This is a genomic window from Pseudomonas sp. Pseusp3, assembly GCF_047304225.1.
GTDB classification, from domain to species: domain Bacteria; phylum Pseudomonadota; class Gammaproteobacteria; order Pseudomonadales; family Pseudomonadaceae; genus Aquipseudomonas; species Aquipseudomonas fluorescens_CD.
On sequence record NZ_JBGLYV010000101.1, the window covers coordinates 1 to 20,949 of the forward strand.

16 protein-coding genes are annotated in these 20,949 nt (G+C 59.5%); 8 read left to right on the plus strand and 8 right to left on the minus strand.

Features of this window, described 5'->3' with window-relative positions; all coding sequences use genetic code 11:
• A partial coding sequence (locus ACCD00_RS25185) for an NEL-type E3 ubiquitin ligase domain-containing protein (protein ID WP_413428023.1) occupies nt 1–2,571 on the plus strand: 2,571 nt, incomplete at its 5' end.
• Between the two features lie 66 nt (nt 2,572–2,637).
• Here ACCD00_RS25185 and ACCD00_RS25190 read toward each other — a convergent pair.
• The 6 genes from ACCD00_RS25190 to ACCD00_RS25215 form a co-directional block, all read right to left on the minus strand.
• Nucleotides 2,638–3,909 carry a hypothetical protein gene (locus ACCD00_RS25190; protein WP_413428024.1) on the minus strand — a complete coding sequence of 424 codons (1,272 nt, stop codon included), beginning with the start codon at nt 3,907–3,909 and terminating at the stop codon, nt 2,638–2,640.
• On the minus strand, nt 3,906–4,400 hold the full coding sequence (locus tag ACCD00_RS25195; protein WP_413428025.1) for a CS1 type fimbrial major subunit: 495 nt from the start codon (nt 4,398–4,400) through the stop codon (nt 3,906–3,908). Before ACCD00_RS25195 ends, ACCD00_RS25190 begins: the two co-directional genes overlap by 4 nt.
• 46 nt (nt 4,401–4,446) lie before the next feature.
• Nucleotides 4,447–5,190 (minus strand): molecular chaperone, encoded by a 744-nt coding sequence (locus ACCD00_RS25200; protein ID WP_413428026.1) that lies wholly within the window; start codon nt 5,188–5,190, stop codon nt 4,447–4,449.
• 59 nt (nt 5,191–5,249) lie between these two features.
• Entirely contained in the window at nt 5,250–6,536 is a 1,287-nt protein-coding gene (locus tag ACCD00_RS25205) for a hypothetical protein (RefSeq protein ID WP_413428027.1), read from the minus strand.
• A gap of 2 nt (nt 6,537–6,538) precedes the next feature.
• Complete coding sequence (locus ACCD00_RS25210) at nt 6,539–9,061, minus strand: CS1-pili formation C-terminal domain-containing protein (RefSeq protein ID WP_413428028.1); 2,523 nt, start codon at nt 9,059–9,061, stop codon at nt 6,539–6,541.
• Nucleotides 9,062–9,172: 111 nt separating this feature from the next.
• Nucleotides 9,173–9,652, minus strand: coding sequence for a CS1 type fimbrial major subunit (locus tag ACCD00_RS25215; protein WP_413428029.1), 480 nt, complete (start codon nt 9,650–9,652; stop codon nt 9,173–9,175).
• A 504-nt stretch (nt 9,653–10,156) separates the two neighbouring features.
• Here ACCD00_RS25215 and ACCD00_RS25220 point away from each other — a divergent pair.
• Both ACCD00_RS25220 and ACCD00_RS25225 read left to right on the plus strand, forming a co-directional pair.
• Complete coding sequence (locus ACCD00_RS25220) at nt 10,157–10,732, plus strand: PadR family transcriptional regulator (RefSeq protein ID WP_413428030.1); 576 nt, start codon at nt 10,157–10,159, stop codon at nt 10,730–10,732.
• Nucleotides 10,729–11,520 carry a siderophore-interacting protein gene (locus ACCD00_RS25225; protein WP_413428031.1) on the plus strand — a complete coding sequence of 264 codons (792 nt, stop codon included), beginning with the start codon at nt 10,729–10,731 and terminating at the stop codon, nt 11,518–11,520. Before ACCD00_RS25220 ends, ACCD00_RS25225 begins: the two co-directional genes overlap by 4 nt.
• Nucleotides 11,521–11,572: 52 nt before the next feature.
• On the opposite strand, the gene ACCD00_RS25230 is transcribed toward ACCD00_RS25225, so the two are convergent.
• Nucleotides 11,573–12,217 carry a Pr6Pr family membrane protein gene (locus ACCD00_RS25230; protein WP_413428032.1) on the minus strand — a complete coding sequence of 215 codons (645 nt, stop codon included), beginning with the start codon at nt 12,215–12,217 and terminating at the stop codon, nt 11,573–11,575.
• Between the two features lies 1 nt (nt 12,218).
• Entirely contained in the window at nt 12,219–12,449 is a 231-nt protein-coding gene (locus tag ACCD00_RS25235) for a VF530 family DNA-binding protein (protein WP_413428033.1), read from the minus strand.
• 468 nt (nt 12,450–12,917) lie between these two features.
• On the opposite strand from ACCD00_RS25235, the gene ACCD00_RS25240 reads away from it, so the two are divergent.
• From ACCD00_RS25240 to ACCD00_RS25260, 5 genes are all read left to right on the plus strand, one after another.
• Nucleotides 12,918–14,300: a carbohydrate porin gene (locus ACCD00_RS25240; protein ID WP_413428034.1), complete on the plus strand. Its 1,383-nt coding sequence runs from the start codon at nt 12,918–12,920 to the stop codon at nt 14,298–14,300.
• A gap of 223 nt (nt 14,301–14,523) precedes the next feature.
• Nucleotides 14,524–16,935 (plus strand): glucose/quinate/shikimate family membrane-bound PQQ-dependent dehydrogenase, encoded by a 2,412-nt coding sequence (locus ACCD00_RS25245; RefSeq protein ID WP_413428035.1) that lies wholly within the window; start codon nt 14,524–14,526, stop codon nt 16,933–16,935.
• A 300-nt stretch (nt 16,936–17,235) separates the two neighbouring features.
• The gene (gene lon, locus ACCD00_RS25250) at nt 17,236–19,653 is read left to right on the plus strand and encodes an endopeptidase La (protein WP_413428036.1); all 2,418 of its coding nucleotides are present in this window, start codon (nt 17,236–17,238) and stop codon (nt 19,651–19,653) included.
• A gap of 207 nt (nt 19,654–19,860) precedes the next feature.
• Nucleotides 19,861–20,253, plus strand: a complete 393-nt coding sequence (locus ACCD00_RS25255; RefSeq protein WP_008016732.1) for a protease inhibitor I42 family protein — start codon at nt 19,861–19,863, stop codon at nt 20,251–20,253.
• Between the two features lie 2 nt (nt 20,254–20,255).
• A complete protein-coding gene (locus ACCD00_RS25260) occupies nt 20,256–20,891 on the plus strand; it encodes a lysoplasmalogenase (RefSeq protein WP_413428037.1) in 636 nt (211 codons plus the stop codon).
• Nucleotides 20,892–20,949: the final 58 nt, after the last annotated feature.

Sequence of the window (20,949 nt, forward strand, 5' to 3'; positions counted from 1 at the left end):
ACCGCCAGCCCCGCCCCGGTGCCCTCCCCCGAAATTGGCCAGCTGTTCAGCGACTTCCCGGACCTGCCAGAAAGCATCGCACAAAGAATCCTCGCCAGTGCCACCCCCTCGGAGCGCCAGCGGATCGCGCAAAACAAGCGCCTGCCACTGCGCCTGAAAACCCGCGCACGCGAACTCCAATTCGAAACACGATCGGTTCGCGCGGCACAGGGCCTGTACCTTGACTCATTAAGCAGCATCGATACCGAACGCCTGGCGCTGGGAGTCTTGCGAATCTACACCGATACCTTTGCCGACCTGCGCATTGAAATCCGCCAGGGAACGTTCGATGGCGAACTTCGTTGCGACACCGGTTCCGAAAATGCAACGCAGGTGCGGGTATTGATTCGGGACGCCACCGGAAAATACACCGTACGCGATGGCTCGGACCAGCCGATCCACGAAGCGGAAGGTCTTTTTGAAGCCCTCCTCCATGCCACTCAAAAGAACGGGCGCAACGTATTGGGCTACAGGCCGGGCGACGGCGAGTCTTTCAGACAATGGGTCATCGCCAAGGCCACCCCCACCGAACGTCGCACAGTCCTCGCCACCCCGCCCTTGCGGCCAGTTGCCGAACACGAAACCCTGCTGCTGGTGCGTGGCGGTGGTTTGAGCAGGGACGGCGCAACCGTGCACGATCGCATTCGCGACCTCTACCCGCATTTCAGCGAACGCGAGGTCGATACATACGCCGATGCCTTGATCGAACGAGGCGAGCCGCTCAAAGCCATGGAACGCGAAGAGGACGAGCTCGACGAACTGCGGACAATCGTCAACCGTTGGGAATATCAGCAACCCCAGGCCTGGGGACCCGGCGGTACCAGCTTCCGCGATGATGGCGGACAACACATTGCCGAACGGCTCATTGAATGTTTCCGGCGCAAAAACACCGACCTCGGTAACCGCACCGACCCGGCCAGCTACTCCCTTGACCTCTCTCGGGAGCTCTTGCCGCTGGACCTGGAAACCTGGTGGTCAAAACGCCCGGAGCTGAAAAAATTCCTCGACAAGGTCACCGAGCTCAAACTCGACAACACGCGTTTTTCGATTGAGCTGAACGGAATTCTCAAGGACTTTCCCAACCTTCGTGAACTCAGCGCCAAAGGTTGCGAGCTGACGATACTGCCCAAAAGGCTGGACACGATGCCGAGGCTGGAACGCCTGCGCCTGAGCGATAACAAGATCGTGCTGGACCTGGCCACAGTGAATCGGCTGAAAAAAATGACCCGCCTGGAAATCCTCCGGCTCGATGACAACCCTTTGGGCATGAGCCCGGACATCGGGCGCATGCCTCGCCTGAAAGTCGTGGGGCTGAAGTACACGGGACTTTCAGCCTGGCCGAACGGAACGTTCAGCAAACCCAGACCCCGTGGCTTCCTGCTGGACCTGCGAGCAAACCCGATCCGCCGGGTTCCCGAAGTGGTGCCTGGCTCTGCTCACGCCTGGATCGTGGCGCGCAGCCGTCTGAGTGTGGGCAATTTGTCTGAGGTCGATCAATTGCTCTATCAGCAAATGCGTCGCTCATTTTCGTTGCCGCCGGAGCCCGTCGTGCCCTGGTCCAGTCAGATCGACCCCATGATCAGCATCGACCACTGGAGTGATGTACCCGGTTGGGGCATTGACCGCGCCACTCTGTGGTCGGACCTGATCGACGAACCCCGAGCCCAGCGCTTCATGGAAGTGCTGGTCAACACCCAGGACTCGGCCGACTATCGAGCCGGCGGCCCGGCGCGCGATCAGCTGCGTCAACGCATCTGGCGCATGCTCGATGCAGTGCAGGTCGACACACGCTTGCGCGAGGAGCTGTTCACCATGGCCATCGCCCCCGTGGACTGTGCCGACGCCGGTGCGCAACTGTTCAACAACATGGGTATCCGGGTGCTGGCCTCCGAGGCGTACTCGTACTCCACCAACCGCGTCGAGCTTGAAAACAAACTGGTGACGCTGACCAAGGGTGCCGCTCGCCTGGAGCAGGTCAATGAAATCGCCCGTGCCGACGTCGCCAGTCGTGGCGGCAACCCTGACGATGTAGAGGTCTATCTGGCTTACCAGACCGGGCTGGCGCAGCGCCTGGGCTTGCCGTGGCAATCCGAAGGCATGCTTTTCAGGCCCGTGTCCGGAGTGACCGATGCCATGGTCAATCAGGCCTATGACACAGTGCTGACGCTGGAAGAAGGCGATGGCCTGGTCAACAAAATGCTTGAGCAGCATTTCTGGGAAGATTATCTGCGCGAAAGGTATCCAGCCCGAATGGAAGCCAACAAGCGAATCTACCAGGCCAAATACGAGCGACTGGAGACGTTGCGCAGCGTGCAGCGGGAGTGGACGCAAGCTGCGGACACAGACCGGAGTGAACTGCGAAACCGCCTGTGGGAGCTGATGAATGATCTGCCGGTGCCACCCACGGTGGTCTTTGCCGATGAGCCGATCAGCGATGCGATCTTTGACCGATTGCTGGTTGACCTGGGCGACGAAGAGAAGGAATTGTCGAGACGCTTGACTCGCGAGGCGTTAAGGCGAGCCGGGCAATAACAGTGCAGTGCCTGGACGGGCTGGCGACTGCCGCCAGCCCGTCCAGGAGCATTGCGACGCTCTGCGTCAGACGTCCGAATCCCAGATAACGGTGACAGAGCCCCTGTAACGTTGACCTACTGGCGGCCTGAGCATTTCTTCCACACGTTGCGGCGGCATTTCAAAGTGCAGCACGCCCGGCGCTCTATCGACATAAAACCCCGGTTGGAATTGCAACGCATTGGCCTCTCCCGGGAGCAGGCGCATTTGCCTGACGGGTTGTCCAGCCATGTCGGTCAGACCATTGGGCAGACTGACGCTGACATAGATCCCAATCATACGCCTCGCCTCAATGCTATAAAGCCCGCATTGGTCATAGACGGTGCTGTGTCCGCACATCAAATGCATCTTGAAACGCGATGACGCGGAAATGTTGAAGGTCTGGTCGCGGAACAGCCGCACAGGTTTGCGCCCCGCCTGCAACCAGCTCTGCCAACCGCCTTTGGGCTCCAACACAACGCTGTTACCACCCGGCGGAATATCGACTTTGAGGGTGTGTTCTACGTTCAATGCAAAATCAAGTTGGATGACATCATCATCGGGCAACATGATATCGCCCATATCGAATTCTTTATGTGGCCCCACACTGTAGGACAACACGCCCCTGTAGGTCCCTGACGACATTTTCAGAGGCTGAGGCGTTTCGAGCTCATAAGAAAAAGTCAGATCCTGATAAGCAAACCCATAAGTTTCGGGAATTAACTGAATAGCCTGTTTTGCACAAGTGCCCGCATTGGGCGGCACTTTCCAAAAGAAGGCATAAAAGTAAGGGCTGGCATAGGCCACTCCGCCATGTAGACAGGGAGCAGGAGCATACCCCCAAGGACGGTTCCACATGCCTTCGGGAAACGGCAGTTTGACTGTGTACGCGCCACCTATGCCCACGACCCGCATTCTGACTGTTTCGGTTTCCCCGGTAACGTCATGGGTGACATTCAGCTCTTTCCAGGATGACGGCACCCGAAACATGGGGCCCTGGCGCTCATCATGCATCGGCAGGAAAGGCGCGACGGACCTGAAACGAATCGGTACCCCGATACTGAAAACCCCCTCCTCACAATAATTCGGATGATCCTTGCAATGCCCGCTCTGTGGTGTCGTATTCTGAAACACGTTGTGCATGGGTTTCGACGGATCAGGACGAAACACCGCTGTCATCTCAATGGTCGCTGCGTTTGATGACATTGAACAAAACAAAGTAAACACGCTTATAAGCGTGCACTTCAGTTTATTTATTGAGTGCATTCCCTGTACCTCGATTAACCGCTCCAAAAGCCCGCAATGAAAATGAAATTTCATGGCGCGGCCGCACTGAAGACCAGCAAGACATTTCCATAGTAAGTCCCCGGTTTGTAGCCGCCGGCCGGCGGCCTCGGTGTAATTACCAGAGGGAAACGGCCGCCGGTCCTGGCCTGTTCCGCCGGCACCACTTCCCGGGGCTGAGGCTCATGGCTCAACAAGCGATCATTGAATTGGACCTGCAGGAAAATGTTCTGCTCGTCGCGTCCATTGGACAGATACGGCGCACTCTCCAGCCGGGCCTCGATGGCGCCGGAGTCATGGCGCACGTCGAAATTTTTGCGTAGCCCTCCCAGCCTCGAGGTGCCCAGATCCCACGACAGTGTCTGTTCACGATGAATCCAGTTCGATTCGGCGGGTATCACGTAAAATCCCAGGGTCGGAATGTCCACCGACACTTCGAATCTGTGCTCTTCCCGCGCCGCGTACGCCAGCGCGCTGCTCAGCATCAGGGCGCCCATGCACAAGGCGCAAGCCACTTGCTTGTTCATATCAATTACCTGTTGCATCAAGTACGGGACCGCTCGGCAGGCGCTGTTATTGGCTGGCGATGCGCAGGGTTTTCTTGCTGTCGCCCTCGACCACATTGAAACGGTATTCGCGCCCGGGCTTCTTCTCGAACTCGAAGGTCCTGCCCGCCAGCACATGGTGCTTGGTGGTCGGTTCGCACTCGGTTTCGTTCTTGCGCGAGCAGTTGCGGAACTCGTCGATCACCACCACGGTATTGCCCTTGTTGCGCAGGCGATAACGCTCGGGGGTGTCGTCGATCACGCTGTCGAAACGCGCATTACTCGGGCGAACAAAAAACACCGTGCCGAAGCCGGTCATGACGTTGACTCCCGCCGACAGGTTCTTTTTGTAGTCGTCGCGCTCTTCCGCCGACACGGCGAACTCGTCTTCCTTTTCCGGCACTACCGGCACGAAGCGCACACGGAAATAGCGCTCGGTGTCGCGGCTGCCCATGTGCAGCAAACGGGTGCCCTGCATGCCGTTGGCCGGCACGATCAACCGCGCCGGGCTGGCCATCAGCCCATCGCGGCCGCTGGCATCGGCCTGGGTCTTGACCGGCACTTCACTGGACGTACCGTCAGCGTTATAGATGATTTCCAGGATGTTGACCTTGACGAACGCGGTGCTGTCGCCGCTGTTGAACACGCGCTTGAGGTACGTGCTTTTTTCGCCATCCAGATAGTCGTACACCGTGCCGACATTGATTTGCGGGCCGGCCTGGAGCCCCAGGGAAAAGCCGCACAAACCCAGCAATAACCACACACGTTTCATAACCTTGAACCTCATGACATTGACCCTCTTGCGAACCCGCACTATGGCTACGCTGCCCATCAGACTTCCGAATCCCAGATAACGGTGGCATTGCCCCTGTAAAAGGGACCTGCACCCGGCTTGAGCATGAATTCCATCTGGTCCGGCGGCACTTCAAAGTGCAGCACGCCCGGCGCTCTATCGACGTAGAACCCCGGTTGGAACTGCAATGCGTTGGCCGCTCCCGCGCGCAGGCGCATTTGCCTGACGGGTTGGCCGGCCATGTCGGTCAGCCCATTGGGCAGACTGACGCCGACATGCAACGCCACCCCACGTTTAGAGACTCGGTCATCCAGCAGGCAATCGTGGGGAAAGGCACTGAACTCACATTCCAGATGCATCTTGAAACGCGAAGACGCCGATATATTGAAAGTCTGGTCACGAAATAGCCGCACGGGCTTGCGTCCCGCCTGCAGCCAACTTTGCCAGCCCCCCTGGGGCACCAACGAAATTTTGTTACCACCCGGCGGAAGTTCAACCTTTAGTTCGTGCTCTACCGTCAGAGTAAACATGAGATTGATAACACTGCTGCCTTCGGCAACCATGTTATTCCCCATGTCGATATCCCCTCGCGGCCCTATGGTGTAGATAATACTTCCGACATATACACCCGTGGCCATCTTCAACGGATTGGGTGTTCTCAGTTCATAGCCCAGATCAAGATGGTCGTACTTGAGTACAGGAATCTCAAACAAGGCCTTCTTCGCACAAACACCATCTGTTGCATCTACGCTTAAGAAAAAGCCATACATCCATGAGTTCGAACCATGATACCCCGTGGATTTGCAGGGGCCGGCGCCATGGACCCATCCCCCTCCCTCCCATAACATTTCGAATGCCGTAGCGGAAGAAGTACTCTCTGGCACCCCCACTATTTCCTTAACGGGTGTTTCCAGTAAATGAGTGGTCCCTATACCTGCCACCCTGACTTCTACCTCCGCCATTTCACCGGTCGAAACGTGCCTGACCTGGAGTGTTCTCCATTGTCCAGGGACGCCGAACATTGCACCGTCCGACTGCACAGGATGATTAGCCTTGATCGGGAAAGCCGATCGAAAACGCATCGGGAGTCGAAAACTGATTAATGGCGGATTGACACAGTACTGTGGCAGCGCCTCGCAATAGCCACTTTGTGGAGTGGTGTTAATAAACTCGTTTTTCAACGGATTTGCCGGATCCGGTCTGAATAAGGCAGTAATATTCACATCCAGCGCAACCACCCGTTGTGATACCAAAGACACCAATATCCCCAATAACACAATGCTGATTCGAGCGATCAATCGTTCTTTGCAGAGTAACTTCATCATTGTTAACCCGCCTTCTCGGATTGATAAGACGCATCCGCCAAGGTATCCGGCGTACAGCGCAGATCACCGATCATCAGCACGTTGTTTTCACTGCGATGCAGGCTCGCATCAAGGCGGAACTGGCACAGCAACTGATCGGCATGACGCACTTCCAGCGTCGGCGAGCCGGCGTTCATTTCCATCGAGAAGAAGCCATCGACTTCGCTCACCCCACGGCTGGCGTGGTTGATCACGTGATGGCCCTTGAGCGGCTGCCCTTGGGCATCGAGCAAACGCCCAAGCACGGTGAAGGTTTTCATCACCCGCACCTTGCGATACTCCACGCCCCCCTTGTTCAGGTGATAGCGGGTGCGCGAGGGCTCGATGGTTGCCGCCGGCGCGTGGTTGCCTTGGAAGTCGAAGCTCACCGAGCTGTTCTGGTACGCCGTGATCGGGATGAAGTTGCGCCCCGGGCGCAGGGCCGCGCTACCACCACTCAAGTCATCGGCGCGCAGGGCGATGCCGTCGATATCGGATTCCACATCGACGATCATCCCGGCGCCCCGGCCTTGGTGCTGGCTGGTCATGAGCATTTTGTCGCCGCCGACCACCAGGGTGCTGTCGACGTTGAGGCCGCCGGTGAAGTTGCCGTTGAAGGACGAGCGCTGGATGAAGCCGTCACCGTTGACGCTGTCGGTGCGCAAGTTCGCCAGACTGGAAACGCCGACGCCGTAGGTATCGGTCAGTGCGGTTACCGAGACGTTCTGCAAGACGTGATCCTGCAAATCCTTGCGATAACCCAGGGATGCATTGTTGTCGCGGCTGCCGTCCCGTGCGGTGCGCGTGCCGATGCTGCCGGATATCTGCTGACCCGGCCCGCCCAATGCCATGTTGATGCTCAAGTCGACACCACGGTTACGCGCATCGCCACTGCTGAAGCTGCCGGGGCGATCAAACAGCGACAGACGCCAGTTGGCATCGCTGCCCATCACTGTGGTGCGCTGGGTCCAGCCCAGATCCACGCCTACGCCTTCAACATTGCCGTCACTGTGGGAAACCCGTGCATTCAACGAACTGCTGCGGCTGATCCGATGGTTGAGCGCCAATGACGAGTTGCTGGTCTCGCCGGTGAACACATTGCGCTGGCGTACTCGGGTACCGTCGGGCAACGTGTCGAAAGTGTTGGTGGTGTCGAGCCAACTGCGGTTGTGGCTGACCACCAGGCTGCCCGAGCCGTAGTTGTACAGGCCCTGCACATCGATGCCGGTGCCGTGGTCTTCGGTCTGGTAAAAATTGGCGTAGACACTGGTGCTGTTGGCCAGGCTCCAATCGACCGAGGTGCCGTATTGCAGTTTTTCCCGAACCTGACGCGCCGATAGTCCGAGAATCACCCGAGGATGCAGCAGGTAGTTGACCGCCGCCCCCGCCGTGGCGTCACCACTGTCCTGTTGATTCCAGTTGCTGAGCAGCCTGGTTTCCTGGCCGGCAAAAAGGTTGTAGCGCCAACGCTCGTCGTGGTTGCGCCAGTTGGTCGGTTTGTAGATCAGCTCCTGGGTGGTCGAGGTGATCTGGCCGTCTTCGATCAGGCGCACTTCCACTTCGTAGATACCTCCCGGCAATGGCCGGGTATCGAGGGTCTGCAACCCGGCCGGCACCGACTGGGTGTTGAGCAGCAGGCCATCGCGATAGATTTCCACCGAAGCCTGGCGGTTGGCGGTGACGTATACGGGATAGACGCTGGGTTTCGGTGAGTTGATCGCCAGGCTGTCGGAGCTGCCGAACATCAAGCCAACCGCCGTATCGGGGCTGGTGCCGAACGAACGGGGTTGCCGGGTCAGGCCTTCGGAATTGGGGGTGAAGTAACCCAGTCGGAAAAAACTGCCTTGCAGTTCGCGCTGGGTGTGCAGCTCATGTACGGCGTGGTAGAGCTTGTCGTCCGGCCCGCCCAGACGCGCCAGTTGCATATTGAAGGTCTGGCTCCAGTTGCCCATGCTACCGCTGGCTTCCAGGCCAAATCGGCCGCCCAGGTCCTGATCCTGCCCGCCATTGAGATTGAGCTGGTTGCGTACCATCAGGCCGCTGCTGCCGCCTTCGGGTTGGTCGTAGAAGCGTCTGGCTTCACTGTCGCGCTCGGCATTTTCCGTAACGACGGACAGCAATGAATTTTCCAGGTTGTAGTGAACGGCCAGCATTTGCTCCGGGCACTTTGCGCTGCAGGAGCCCAGCGCCACGCCGGGCTTGAGTATATCGGCCCAGGTGTCGCGCTCGCTGGCGCTGAAACGGCTGTCGCTGGTGTCGGTGAAATCGAGCAAGGTGACCCGGTCATCGCGAGATAACACAATCATCGCCTCGCCGAGGGGCTGTTGATCGAGTTCGACCCGAACCGCCAACGGAACATCGAAAAAGTGCTCCTCGAACTCTGCCGGCAGGCCTTTGGCCTGGGCCAGCAAACTTCGCGGCGTATTAACAACGGAAGTCGGCGCCGCAAATGCACTGCTACATAACAGCAGCGCAAGCGCTGCCGCGATGGGCGTCATCGGGAACATGAAAAAGTACTCTGATTACGGGAAAGTCAAAGCACGGCCGACAAACCGGAAAGTTTGCCGACCGAGTACGTTACTTGGAATAAGTAAGCGTTTTAGCGTCGAATGCCTTACTTAGACAGAAGGTTCAACGACCAGCATGACAACACCGGTGTAGTCGCCTGCATCAGGTTTACCGCTAGTGACTGCACTGATTTTGAACGGTGCACGATAACGCGTATTGGACTCAGTATCTCCAACGACTTCCTGCGAAGTGGTGTTCAACGTCTTGCCATTGAGTTCGACTTTCAAATCAATGGTTTTGCTACCGGCAATCAGCTTTGGAACGCCTTCGAGTCGCGCGTTGACCTTGCCGGCGGTGTGAAGGACGTCAAAGTGCCCGTCGACGGTTTTCATGGCGTCGATGCCTGGGTTGTAGCTCATGTCCTGATCCTTGTTGACCAGATCTGCATCGACTGGTACCGCGTAGAAATCGTCAGTTGGAACATTGGCAGTCAGACTGATGGAGTGCCGGGCTTCGGTAGCGGCGAATGCCATCGAGGAGCTGAGTGCCAGAACAGCCAGAGGAGCAGCAAACGCGATTTTCTTGAACATCTTTCAGTACCTGTCTTTTAAAAGGATTAAAGAGTTGAAAGTTCCTGATGAGCAAAAACAGTCACGAGCAGTTATTTGCTCAGCTGAACTTTCAACGCCGAAAGATGATGATTCAATAGATCTGGAAAGTAAGCAGGCAAATTCCTGCAAGTGCGTAGCCAAAGTGCTACCACCCTGGAAAGAAAAAACCTGAAACAACATAAAAACCAATGTTTGACTGTAAGAGACAGACTACAAATCGCACTTTATAGGCAATGATTAGCAACCACTCACGAAGTTACTTCTGTAAGACCGATACTACAAGCCCCGCAAACAATAGTCGAAAACATGACATTAGAGAGTTAACACTAATTTCAAGTTATTCGCCTGCATTAATACCCACTAATTTTTCGATCTTGACGGTTTCTCAGGGGTGACGCTGGGGGCGTCCGCTGGTCGGGCGGTCTTGCATTATCGTTAAGATATATCTTAAGTTGTATCTAAACACGACGAGAGAAAGCGAAAATGAGAGACCATCATTCCCCCCACCGCGAACACGGCGACGGCCACGACGGTTTCGAGAAGCGCCCCGGCCGTGAACGCGGTGGTCGGGGTCCGCGAGTGTTCGCCCCCGGCGACCTGAAATTACTGCTGCTGGCCTTGATCGCCGAACAGCCCTGCCACGGCTACGACCTGATCCGCCAGATCGAAGGCATGTTCGATGGCGCCTACAGCCCCAGCCCCGGAGTGATCTATCCGACCCTGACCTTTCTGGAAGAAAGCGAAATGATCCAGGGCGACGCCGAAGGCGGAAAAAAACGCTACGGCGTGACAGACGCCGGGCGCCAGTCCCTGATCGAGCAGGCCGTTGCACTTGAAGGTGTGCGGGTGCGCATCGATGTCAGCAAACGCTCCCTGCGCGGTCATGATCGTCCACCGGAAATCCACGAGGCGGTGCACAACCTGCGCCATGCCCTGCAACTGCACCATGGCCGCTGGAGCCCGGAAGAAATCCGGCGCGTCTCGACCCTGCTCAACAACACCGCCAAAGCCATTGTCGACGGCCCTGCCGTTCAGCCTGCCCAGGAGACAGCCGAATGATCGACGTTATCCTGCCTTCCCAAACCATTCACCGCGTCATGCACGAAATCAAACGGCGTCGCCTGGAAGTGCTGCGGGTAGTCGACCTGACTCCACGCATGCGTCGGATCACGCTGGGCGGTCCGGAACTGGCAGGTTTCGTCAGCCTTGGTACGGACGATCACGTCAAGTTGCTGTTCCCGCAGAACGCCGAGCAAGCTGCAGCCCTGGAAACCCTGGTGCTTGGCGCCGGCAAGGACAACGGGGCGATGCCGGCCATGCGTGACTACACGCCGCGCCGCTACGACCTGAACACGTTGGAGCTGGACATCGATTTCGTCCTGCACGGCGACGGCCCGGCCTCGACCTGGGCAGAACAGGCCAAGCCAGGTCAGTTTCTGCACATCGGCGGGCCCCGTGGCTCGATGATCGTGCCGGACATTTTCGACAGCTACCTGCTGATCGGTGATGAGACCGCCCTGCCCGCCATCGCCCGCCGCCTGGAAGGGCTGGCGGCCAATCGCCGGGCGTTGGTGATTGTCGAAGTGGAGAACGGCAAGGAGCAACAAGTACTGCAGAGCGCTGCCGAGATCAATGTGCTCTGGGTGCTGCGCGAAGGTGGCAAGGACCACTTGCTGAGCACTGTGCGTCAGATCCAGGTTCCTGCAGGAAGCTTGTATGCCTGGGTCGCGACCGAGAGCAAGGTGTCGCGGCAGATTCGCCGGGTGTTACTCGATGAGCATGGGCTGGATGAACAGTTCGTAAAAGCCGTCGGTTACTGGCGGCTGGATGACAGCGACGAGGAATGACAGCAACTCAATATTGTGGCGAGAGGGTTTGCCCCCTCACCACAATCAGCGTTCACTTGCGGGCAGCGCGCAATCGATCCAACGCGATCAACAACAACGCAATCACCACAAACCCCGCCAGCAATCCCCCGGCATTGATAAACACCTGTGGATAACCCAGCTTCTCCACATCAATGAACGGATACGGATAAACCGCCAGCAAATTCCCGCGCAACAGGGAATAGGCGAAGTACACCAGTGGATAAATCACCCATAACGCGATGTGCCCCAAGCGCAACATGCCCTTGGGCACACAGCACCACCAATAGCCCAGAAACAACAGCGGCATGACGTCATGCAGCAGCTCATCGGCCAGCCATTGCCAGCCTTGCGGATGCCACAAGTGACGCAGCAACAGGCTGTAGGCCAGGCCGACCACGGCGATGCTCACGGCCACTCCACTGCTGACCCACGGCTGCAAAAACCAGCGGCGCGCGGCCGACTCGCGGGACGTCGCTTCACAGGTCAGCACGGTTGCCACCAGCGTATTGCTGAGCACGGTGAAATAGCTGAAAAAGCTCACCAGGCCACCTGTCAAACTGGCTGCCAGCGTCCAGCGCGAGTAGAAAATCAGGTACAGCTGGATACTCAATCCGGCCCAGCCAAGGACGGCAGCGATGGCGGCGAAACGACGCCGCGCGACTGACGGGATGAACATGTCAGAGCGGACGCTTGGTGCGCATCAGTTTCACGTAGAGGCGCTCAACCTTCTCCCGCGCCCACGGGGTTTTACGCAGGAACGTCAGGCTCGACTTGATGCTCGGGTCACTCTTGAAGCAGCGGATATCGATGCGCTCGGCCAGCCCCGACCATTCGTAGTGCTCAACCAGGGTGTTGAGGATTTGCTCCAGGGTTACGCCGTGCAGCGGGTCGTGGGTCTGTTCGGTCATGCCGGGCCTTCAGCGATGTAGGGATGGGAAGCCGCGCACCTTAGCCGAGGGCTTCGTTGGGGGGAAGCGGTCTGTTAAATGTAGGTGATCCCGGGGTTCTGGGACCCTGGGACTCTGGGACTCTGGGACCCTGGGACTCTGGGACTCTGGGATTCTGGGATTCTGGGATTCTGGGATTCTGGGATTCTGGGATCCTGGGATCCTGGGATCCTGTAGGAGCGAGCTTGCTCGCGAAAAACGCAAGGACACCGCTGGGCATCTGGTTTTACGCGTTTTCGTTCACGACCATCGCGAGCGAGCTCGCTCCTACAGGGGAACACTGTTACCAAATCCGAAAGGATGCATGTCAGTAAAACCCCTTTCTCTATTTGTAACAGATCATTATCCTTGCGCCTGCCTTAGCTGAAACGCTTCCGCCAGCCACTTCTTCCGCTCATCCCCCAGAAAAAGATCAAGAATTTCTTCTCTATGCCTGATTTACGATTTTCGAAAGACAGCGCTGTCTTTAAGACTGTCTCTTGCCACAACGCCCTCAAACTGATCGGCGGATTCACCGCGTTCGGCCTCGCCACCTGTGTCCAGGCCGCTGCGGCATTCGAAAGCGACTCACCGTGGATGCTCGGCGACTGGAACGGCACTCGCACTGAACTTGCGGAAAAAGGCTACGACTTCAAAGTCGATTACACCGGCGAGATGGGCAGCAACCTGCACGGTGGCCACGACCACGACCGCACCGCGCGCTACAGCGACCAGTTCGGCCTGGGCACCCACCTGGACTTGCAGAAGATCCTCGGCTGGGACGATGCCGAGTTTCAGCTGACCATTACCGAACGCAGCGGCAACAACATCAGCAACGACCGCATCAACGATCCGCGCGTCGGCGGTTTCACCTCGGCCCAGGAAGTCTGGGGACGTGGCCAGACCTGGCGCCTGACGCAGATGTGGTATCAGCAGAAATTCTTCGATCAGAAGCTCGATATCAAGGTCGGCCGTTTCGGTGAGGGCGAAGACTTCAACAGCTTCCCCTGCGACTTCCAGAACCTGGCGTTCTGCGGCTCCCAGGTCGGCAACTGGGCGGGCGACATCTGGTACAACTGGCCGGTCAGCCAGTGGGCGATGCGGGTCAAATATCACCTGACGCCCGAGTTGTACGCGCAGGTTGGCGCCTATGAGCAAAACTCGTCGAACCTGGATCGCGGCAATGGCTTCAAGCTCAGCGGCAGCGGCACCCAGGGCGCGGTCCTGCCGGTGGAGCTGGTGTGGACGCCGAAGCTCAACGGCCTGCCGGGCGAATATCGCGCCGGTTACTACTACAGCAGCGCCAAGGCCACCGACGTCTACAAGGACAGCAACGGCCAGCCTGCCGCCCTGAGTGGCGAGGCCTACCGCAGCGCCTCGAGCAAACACGGCGTGTGGCTGGGCCTTCAACAGCAAGTCACCAGCCTCGCCAGCGACCACTCCCGCGGCTTGAGCCTGTTCGCCAACGGCACAATGCACGACAAGAAAACCAATGCCATCGACAACTACGTCCAGGCCGGCCTTGTCTACAAAGGCCCGTTCGATGCCCGCGCCAAGGACGACATCGGTTTCGCCATGGCCCGCGTGCACGTCAACCCGGCCTTGCGCAAAAACGCCGAGGCGACCAACCAGGCCCATGCCGTCTTCGACTTCGACGATCCGGCCTTCCTGCCACCGCAGGACACCGAATACAGCGCCGAACTCTATTACGGCGTGCACGTTACGAATTGGCTGACCGTACGCCCGAACCTGCAATACATCCGCCATCCCGGTGGCGTTGACCAGGTCGATGACGCGCTGATTGGCGGGATCAAGATCCAGTCGTCGTTCTAAGCAACACCACAAACCCCTGTAGGAGCGAGCTTGCTCGCGATGGACGTGAACGATAACGCTACGAGCCTGACACCCCGCGGCGTTCTCAGGCTTTTCGCGAGCAAGCTCGCTCCTACAGGGACTGCGTCAGCCAAACCGGTTTTATATGAACCCTGCCCGCGCCGGATCGTCATCTACAGTGAACTGGCGCGGGACTACTTGAAACGTCACGGAGAATCACACTATGAGCACTGATGGTGCCTTGGGTCGAAGCCGTCTATTGCCGGCCCTGCTCGGCATACTGCTTCTACTGATGGGCCTGGCCATGCTGGCCGGGGGGATCAAGCTGAGCATGCTCGGCGGCTCGCTGTATTACCTGCTGGCCGGTATCGGCCTGACGCTGACCGGCGTGTTGCTGATCGCCGCCCGCCGCGCAGCGCTGGGCCTGTATGCCCTGGTGCTGTTCGCCAGCACTGTGTGGGCCCTGTGGGAAGTCGGCCTGGACTGGTGGCAACTGGTGCCGCGCCTGGCGCTGTGGTTCGCCCTCGGCGTGGTGATGCTGCTGCCGTGGTTCCGTCGCCCATTGCTGATCAACGGCCCTGCCCCCATGGGCACTGGCGCCTTGAGCGTGGCCGTGGTCCTGGCCGGTGTTACCGCCCTGGCTAGCCAGTTCACCCATCCGGGCGAGACCTTTGGCGAGTTGGGTCGTGACTCGGCTGACATGGCCAGCACTGCGCCACAAATGCCTGACGGAGACTGGCAGGCCTATGGCCGCAGCGAATTCGGTGACCGCTACTCGCCGCTCAAGCAGATCACCCCGGGTAACGTCGGCAAGCTGCAGGAAGCCTGGCGTATCCAGACCGGCGATCTGCCAACCGCCGATGACCCGGTGGAACTGACCAACGAAAACACCCCGCTCAAGGCCAACGGCATGCTCTATGCCTGCACCGCCCATAGCAAGGTGCTGGCGCTGGACCCGGACACCGGCAAGGAACTGTGGCGTTTCGACCCGCAGATCAAGAGCCCGGTGGGCTTCAAGGGCTTCGCCCACATGACCTGCCGTGGCGTGTCGTACTACGACGAAGCCGCTTACGCCAAGTCTGAAACCGCTGCGTCCGCCGTCATCTCCGAGGCCGGCAAAGCCGTTGCCCAGGCTTGCCCGCGTCGCCTGTACCTGCCAACCGCCGATGCACGCCTGATCGCACTCAACGCCGACACCGGCAAGATCTGCGAAGGCTTCGGCACCAACGGTGTGGTTGACCTGACCCAAGGCATCGGCCCGTTCACCGCCGGTGGCTACTACTCCACCTCGCCAGCCGCGATCACCCGTGATCTGGTGATCATGGGCGGCCACGTCACCGACAACGAATCGACCAACGAGCCGTCCGGCGTGATCCGCGCCTACGACGTGCGCGACGGTCATCTGGTATGGAACTGGGACAGCAACAACCCGGACGCCACCGAACCCTTGGCCCCGGGCCAGACCTACAGCCGCAACTCGGCGAACATGTGGTCGCTGGCCAGCGTCGACGAAAAACTCGGCATGGTCTACCTGCCACTGGGCAACCAGACGCCTGACCAGTGGGGCGCCGACCGCACTCCAGGCGCCGAGAAATTCAGCGCCGGCCTGGTCGCCCTGGACCTCGCTACCGGCAAGGTACGCTGGAACTACCAGTTCACCCACCACGACCTGTGGGACATGGACGTTGGCAGCCAGCCAACCCTGCTCGACATGAAAACCGCCGACGGCGTGAAACCTGCGCTGATCGCTCCGACCAAACAGGGCAGCCTGTATGTCCTCGACCGTCGTGACGGCACGCCGATCATCCCGATCAAGGAAATCCCGGTTCCGCAAGGCGCCGTGAAAGGCGACCACACCGCCCCGACCCAGGCCCGTTCGGACCTGAACCTGCTGGCCCCGGAACTGACCGAAAAAGCCATGTGGGGCGCCAGCCCGTTTGACCAGATGCTGTGCCGCATCCAGTTCAAGGAGCTGCGCTACGAAGGTCAGTACACCCCGCCGTCGGAACAGGGCAGCCTGATCTATCCGGGTAACGTCGGCGTCTTCAACTGGGGCGGCGTTTCGGTCGACCCGGTTCGCCAGCTGCTGTTCACCAGCCCGAACTACATGGCCTTCGTCTCGAAAATGGTGCCACGTGCTGAAGTAGCAGCCGGCAGCAAGCGCGAGAGCGAAACAGCGGGCGTGCAACCGAACACGGGCGCACCTTACGCGGTGATCATGCACCCGTTCATGTCGCCGTTCGGCGTACCGTGCCAGGCTCCGGCCTGGGGCTACGTGGCCGGCATCGACCTGACCACCGGCAAAGTCGTGTGGAAACGCAAGAACGGCACCAGCCGCGACAGCTCGCCAATTCCTGTCGGCATGAACCTCGGCGTGCCGAGCATGGGCGGCTCGATCGTCACCGCAGGCGGCGTCGGCTTCCTCAGCGGCACCCTGGACCAGTACCTGCGCGCCTACGACGTCAACACCGGCAAAGAGCTGTGGAAAGCTCGCCTGCCGGCTGGCGGCCAGGCTACGCCGATGACCTACACCGGCAAGGACGGCAAGCAGTACGTGCTGTTGGTCGTCGGTGGCCACGGCTCGCTGGGCACCAAGATGGGTGACTATGTGATTGCGTACAAACTGTCGGAATAAGTTTCAGCGGCAGTAAACATCAAAGGCGACTCCCCCACAGGAGTCGCCTTTTTTGTTGCCACCACAAAACCACTCTGTAGGAGCGAGCTTGCTCGCGATGGTGTGTCAGGCAAATTGATGCCGACTGACACACCATCGCGAGCAGGCTCGCTCCTACAGGGGGCCGGTGTCATGCCGAAATCCAGCTAACCTGTCTCTGCGCTGAACACGCCTTCGAAACACCGCGTTGCAGAAAATGACCGTTGAAACCACCGCCAACCTGCCCCATCTAAGACCCATACCCATTGCGCAGGTGCCCCCATGAGCGACCAGCAAGAATTCCCCGAACACCCGAGCGAATACGCAGACCCGGAAAACGCACCGCACCACACAGCCGGCAAAGGCCTGGCCCTGCCCGGCCAGAACCTACCGGACAAGGTCTACATCATCCCGATCCACAACCGACCGTTTTTCCCGGCCCAGGTGCTGCCGGTCATCGTCAACGAAGAGCCGTGGGCCGAGACGCTCGACCTGGTAGCCAAGTCCGGACACAACTCTCTGGCCCTGTTCTACATGGACACGCCCCAGGAAGACCCGCGCCACTTCGACACCTCGGCCCTGCCGCTCTACGGCACCCTGGTCAAGGTGCACCACGCCAGCCGCGAAAACGGCAAGCTGCAGTTCGTCGCCCAGGGCCTGACCCGTGTACGTCTGAAGACCTGGCTCAAGCATCACCGCCCGCCGTACCTGGTGGAAGTCGAATACCCGCACCAGCCCACCGAGCCGACCGACGAGGTCAAGGCCTATGGCATGGCGCTGATCAATGCGATCAAGGAACTGCTGCCGCTCAACCCGCTGTACAGCGAAGAGCTGAAGAACTACCTCAATCGCTTCAGCCCCAACGACCCGTCGCCGCTGACCGATTTCGCCGCCGCGCTGACCTCGGCCACCGGTAGCGAACTGCAGGAAGTGCTCGACTGCGTGCCCATGCTCAAGCGCATGGAGAAAGTCCTGCCGATGCTGCGCAAGGAAGTCGAGGTCGCGCGCCTGCAGAAAGAGATTTCCGCCGAAGTTAACCGCAAGATCGGTGAACATCAGCGCGAGTTCTTCCTCAAGGAACAACTCAAGGTCATCCAGCAGGAGCTGGGCCTGACCAAGGACGACCGCAGCGCCGACCTTGAACAGTTCGAGCAACGACTGACCGGCAAGGTGCTGTCGTCGCAAGCGCAAAAGCGCATCGAAGAAGAGATGAACAAGCTGTCGGTGCTGGAAACCGGCTCGCCCGAGTACGCAGTCACCCGTAACTACCTCGACTGGGCAACCTCGGTGCCGTGGGGCGTCTACGGCGAGGACAAACTCGACCTCAAGCACGCGCGCAAGGTGCTGGACAAACATCACGCCGGCCTCGACGACATCAAGGACCGCATCCTCGAATTCCTCGCGGTCGGGGCGTACAAAGGCGAGATCAGCGGCTCCATCGTACTGCTGGTCGGTCCGCCGGGCGTGGGCAAGACCAGCGTCGGCAAATCCATCGCCGAATCCCTGGGCCGGCCGTTCTATCGTTTCAGCCTCGGCGGCATGCGCGACGAAGCCGAGATCAAGGGCCACCGCCGCACCTACATCGGCGCGCAGCCGGGCAAACTGGTCCAGGCGTTGAAAGACGTCGAAGTGATGAACCCGGTGATCATGCTCGACGAGATCGACAAGATGGGCCAGAGCTACCAGGGCGACCCGGCCTCGGCGCTGCTGGAAACCCTCGATCCGGAACAGAACGTCGAATTCCTCGACCACTATCTGGACCTGCGTCTGGACCTGTCGAAAGTGTTGTTCGTGTGCACCGCCAACACCCTCGATTCGATCCCCGGCCCGCTGCTGGACCGGATGGAAGTGATCCGCCTGTCGGGTTACATCACCCAGGAAAAAGTCGCCATCGCCAAACGTCACCTGTGGCCCAAGCAGCTTGAGAAAGCCGGCGTGTCCAAGAGCAGCCTGAGCATCAGCGACAGCGCGCTCAAGGCGTTGGTCGACGGTTATGCCCGTGAAGCCGGCGTGCGCCAGCTGGAAAAAAACCTCGGCAAACTGGTGCGCAAGGCGGTGATGAAACTGCTCGACGAGCCGCAGGCTGTGATCAAGCTCGGGCCGAAAGACCTGGAGGCCTCCCTCGGCAAGCCGGTGTTCCGCAACGAGCAGGTGCTGGCGGGTGTCGGCGTGATCACCGGGTTGGCCTGGACCAGCATGGGCGGCGCCACCCTGCCGATCGAAGCCACGCGCATCCACACCCTCAACCGTGGGTTCAAGCTCACCGGGCAGCTGGGTGACGTGATGAAAGAGTCGGCGGAGATCGCCTACAGCTACGTCAGCTCGCACCTGAAGTCGTATGGCGGCGATCCGAAGTTCTTCGACGAAGCCTTCGTCCACCTGCACGTGCCGGAAGGCGCCACGCCGAAAGACGGCCCGAGCGCCGGCGTGACCATGGCCAGCGCCCTGCTGTCGCTGGCGCGCAACCAGCCGCCGAAAAAAGGCGTGGCCATGACCGGCGAACTGACGTTGACCGGGCATGTATTGCCGATTGGCGGGGTGCGGGAAAAAGTGATTGCGGCGCGGCGGCAGAAGATCTTCGAACTGATTCTGCCAGAGGCCAACCGCGGGAACTTCGAGGAGCTACCGGAATACCTGACGGAAGGCATTACCGTGCACTTTGCCAAGCGCTTTGCGGATGTGGCGAAGGTGCTGTTCTGATATATCACTAGCGCCTGCTCCATCGTCTTCGCGAGCAAGCCCGCTCCCACATTTGATCGCGTAATCAGCAAGCCACTCGGTCTGATGTGGGAGCGGGCTTGCTCGCGAAGGCGTCGGTACTCACAACACCAATTCCCGCAGCTGTCACACTTTGTCTCATCTCGGTTATGCTCGCCGTTCGTCGTGAACGCCGGAGCCACTGACCTCATGTCCCCCATTCGCCTGCTTGTCCCCCTCGCCCTCGCCTTGCTGGCCGCGTGTGCCACGCAACCGAAACAGAACGTGACCGTGGAAAAACAAAGCGAATGTCCGGTGAAACTCACCAACGGGCAAAACCTGATCCTGACCCTGCCGAGCAATCCGACCACGGGTTATCGCTGGGCGATCCAGGATTCGGCTGGTGGTGTCTTGCACGCCCTGGGGCCAGAGGTTTATCGAAACCCGGAAGATGCCGGCATCGTCGGCGCGGCCGGGGTATCGACCTGGCGCTTCCAGGCGTTTGCGACCGGCACCGGGCGTTTGCGCCTGACCTCGCAACAGCCGTGGGCGCCGGAAGTGCTGCCGGTCGAATCCTTCGACTGCGCGATCTCGGTTAACTGACCGTGGGTTGGCTGATTCTGGCGCTAATGGGCGCGGTAACCTTTCTTTACGGCCTGAGCGTGCATGCGTCTCTCCTGTGCCTGCTGGTCAAGCCACTGCCGGTGCTGGCGCTGCTCGGGTGGCTGCACGACGCACCGCCCGGCGAATATCGACGCTGGATCAGCCTGGGCTTGATCTTCTCCTTGCTCGGCGACGTGCTGCTGGCGTGGCCGGGGGACTTGTTCGTGTTTGGCTTGGGCGCGTTTCTGGTTGCGCATCTGGCCTATCTGAAAGCCTACCTGAGCGATTGCCGGCGTCCGGCGTTGCTGCCGCTGTTCATTGCCCTCAGTGTCGGCGCCATTCTGCTGGGAATTCTGATTTCCCATGGGCTGGGGCCATTGTTGATCCCGGTTATCGTCTACGGCCTGGCGATCAGCGCCATGCTCTGGCGCGCCCTCGCGCGGCTCGGTACCGATGTTTCCAAGCGTTCAGCGCTGCTGGCGGCGGGCGGGGCCGTGGCGTTTGTGTTTTCCGACAGTGTGATTGGCATCAGCCGTTTCGTAGTGCCATTCGACGCGGCGCCTTACGTGATCATCCTCAGTTATTGGCTGGGGCAATGGGGGATCACCGCTTCGGCGTTTGGCACAAAACCGCGCTGAATTCTTCGCGAGCAAGCCCGCTCCCACATTGGAATGCGGTCAAATGTGGGAGCGGGCT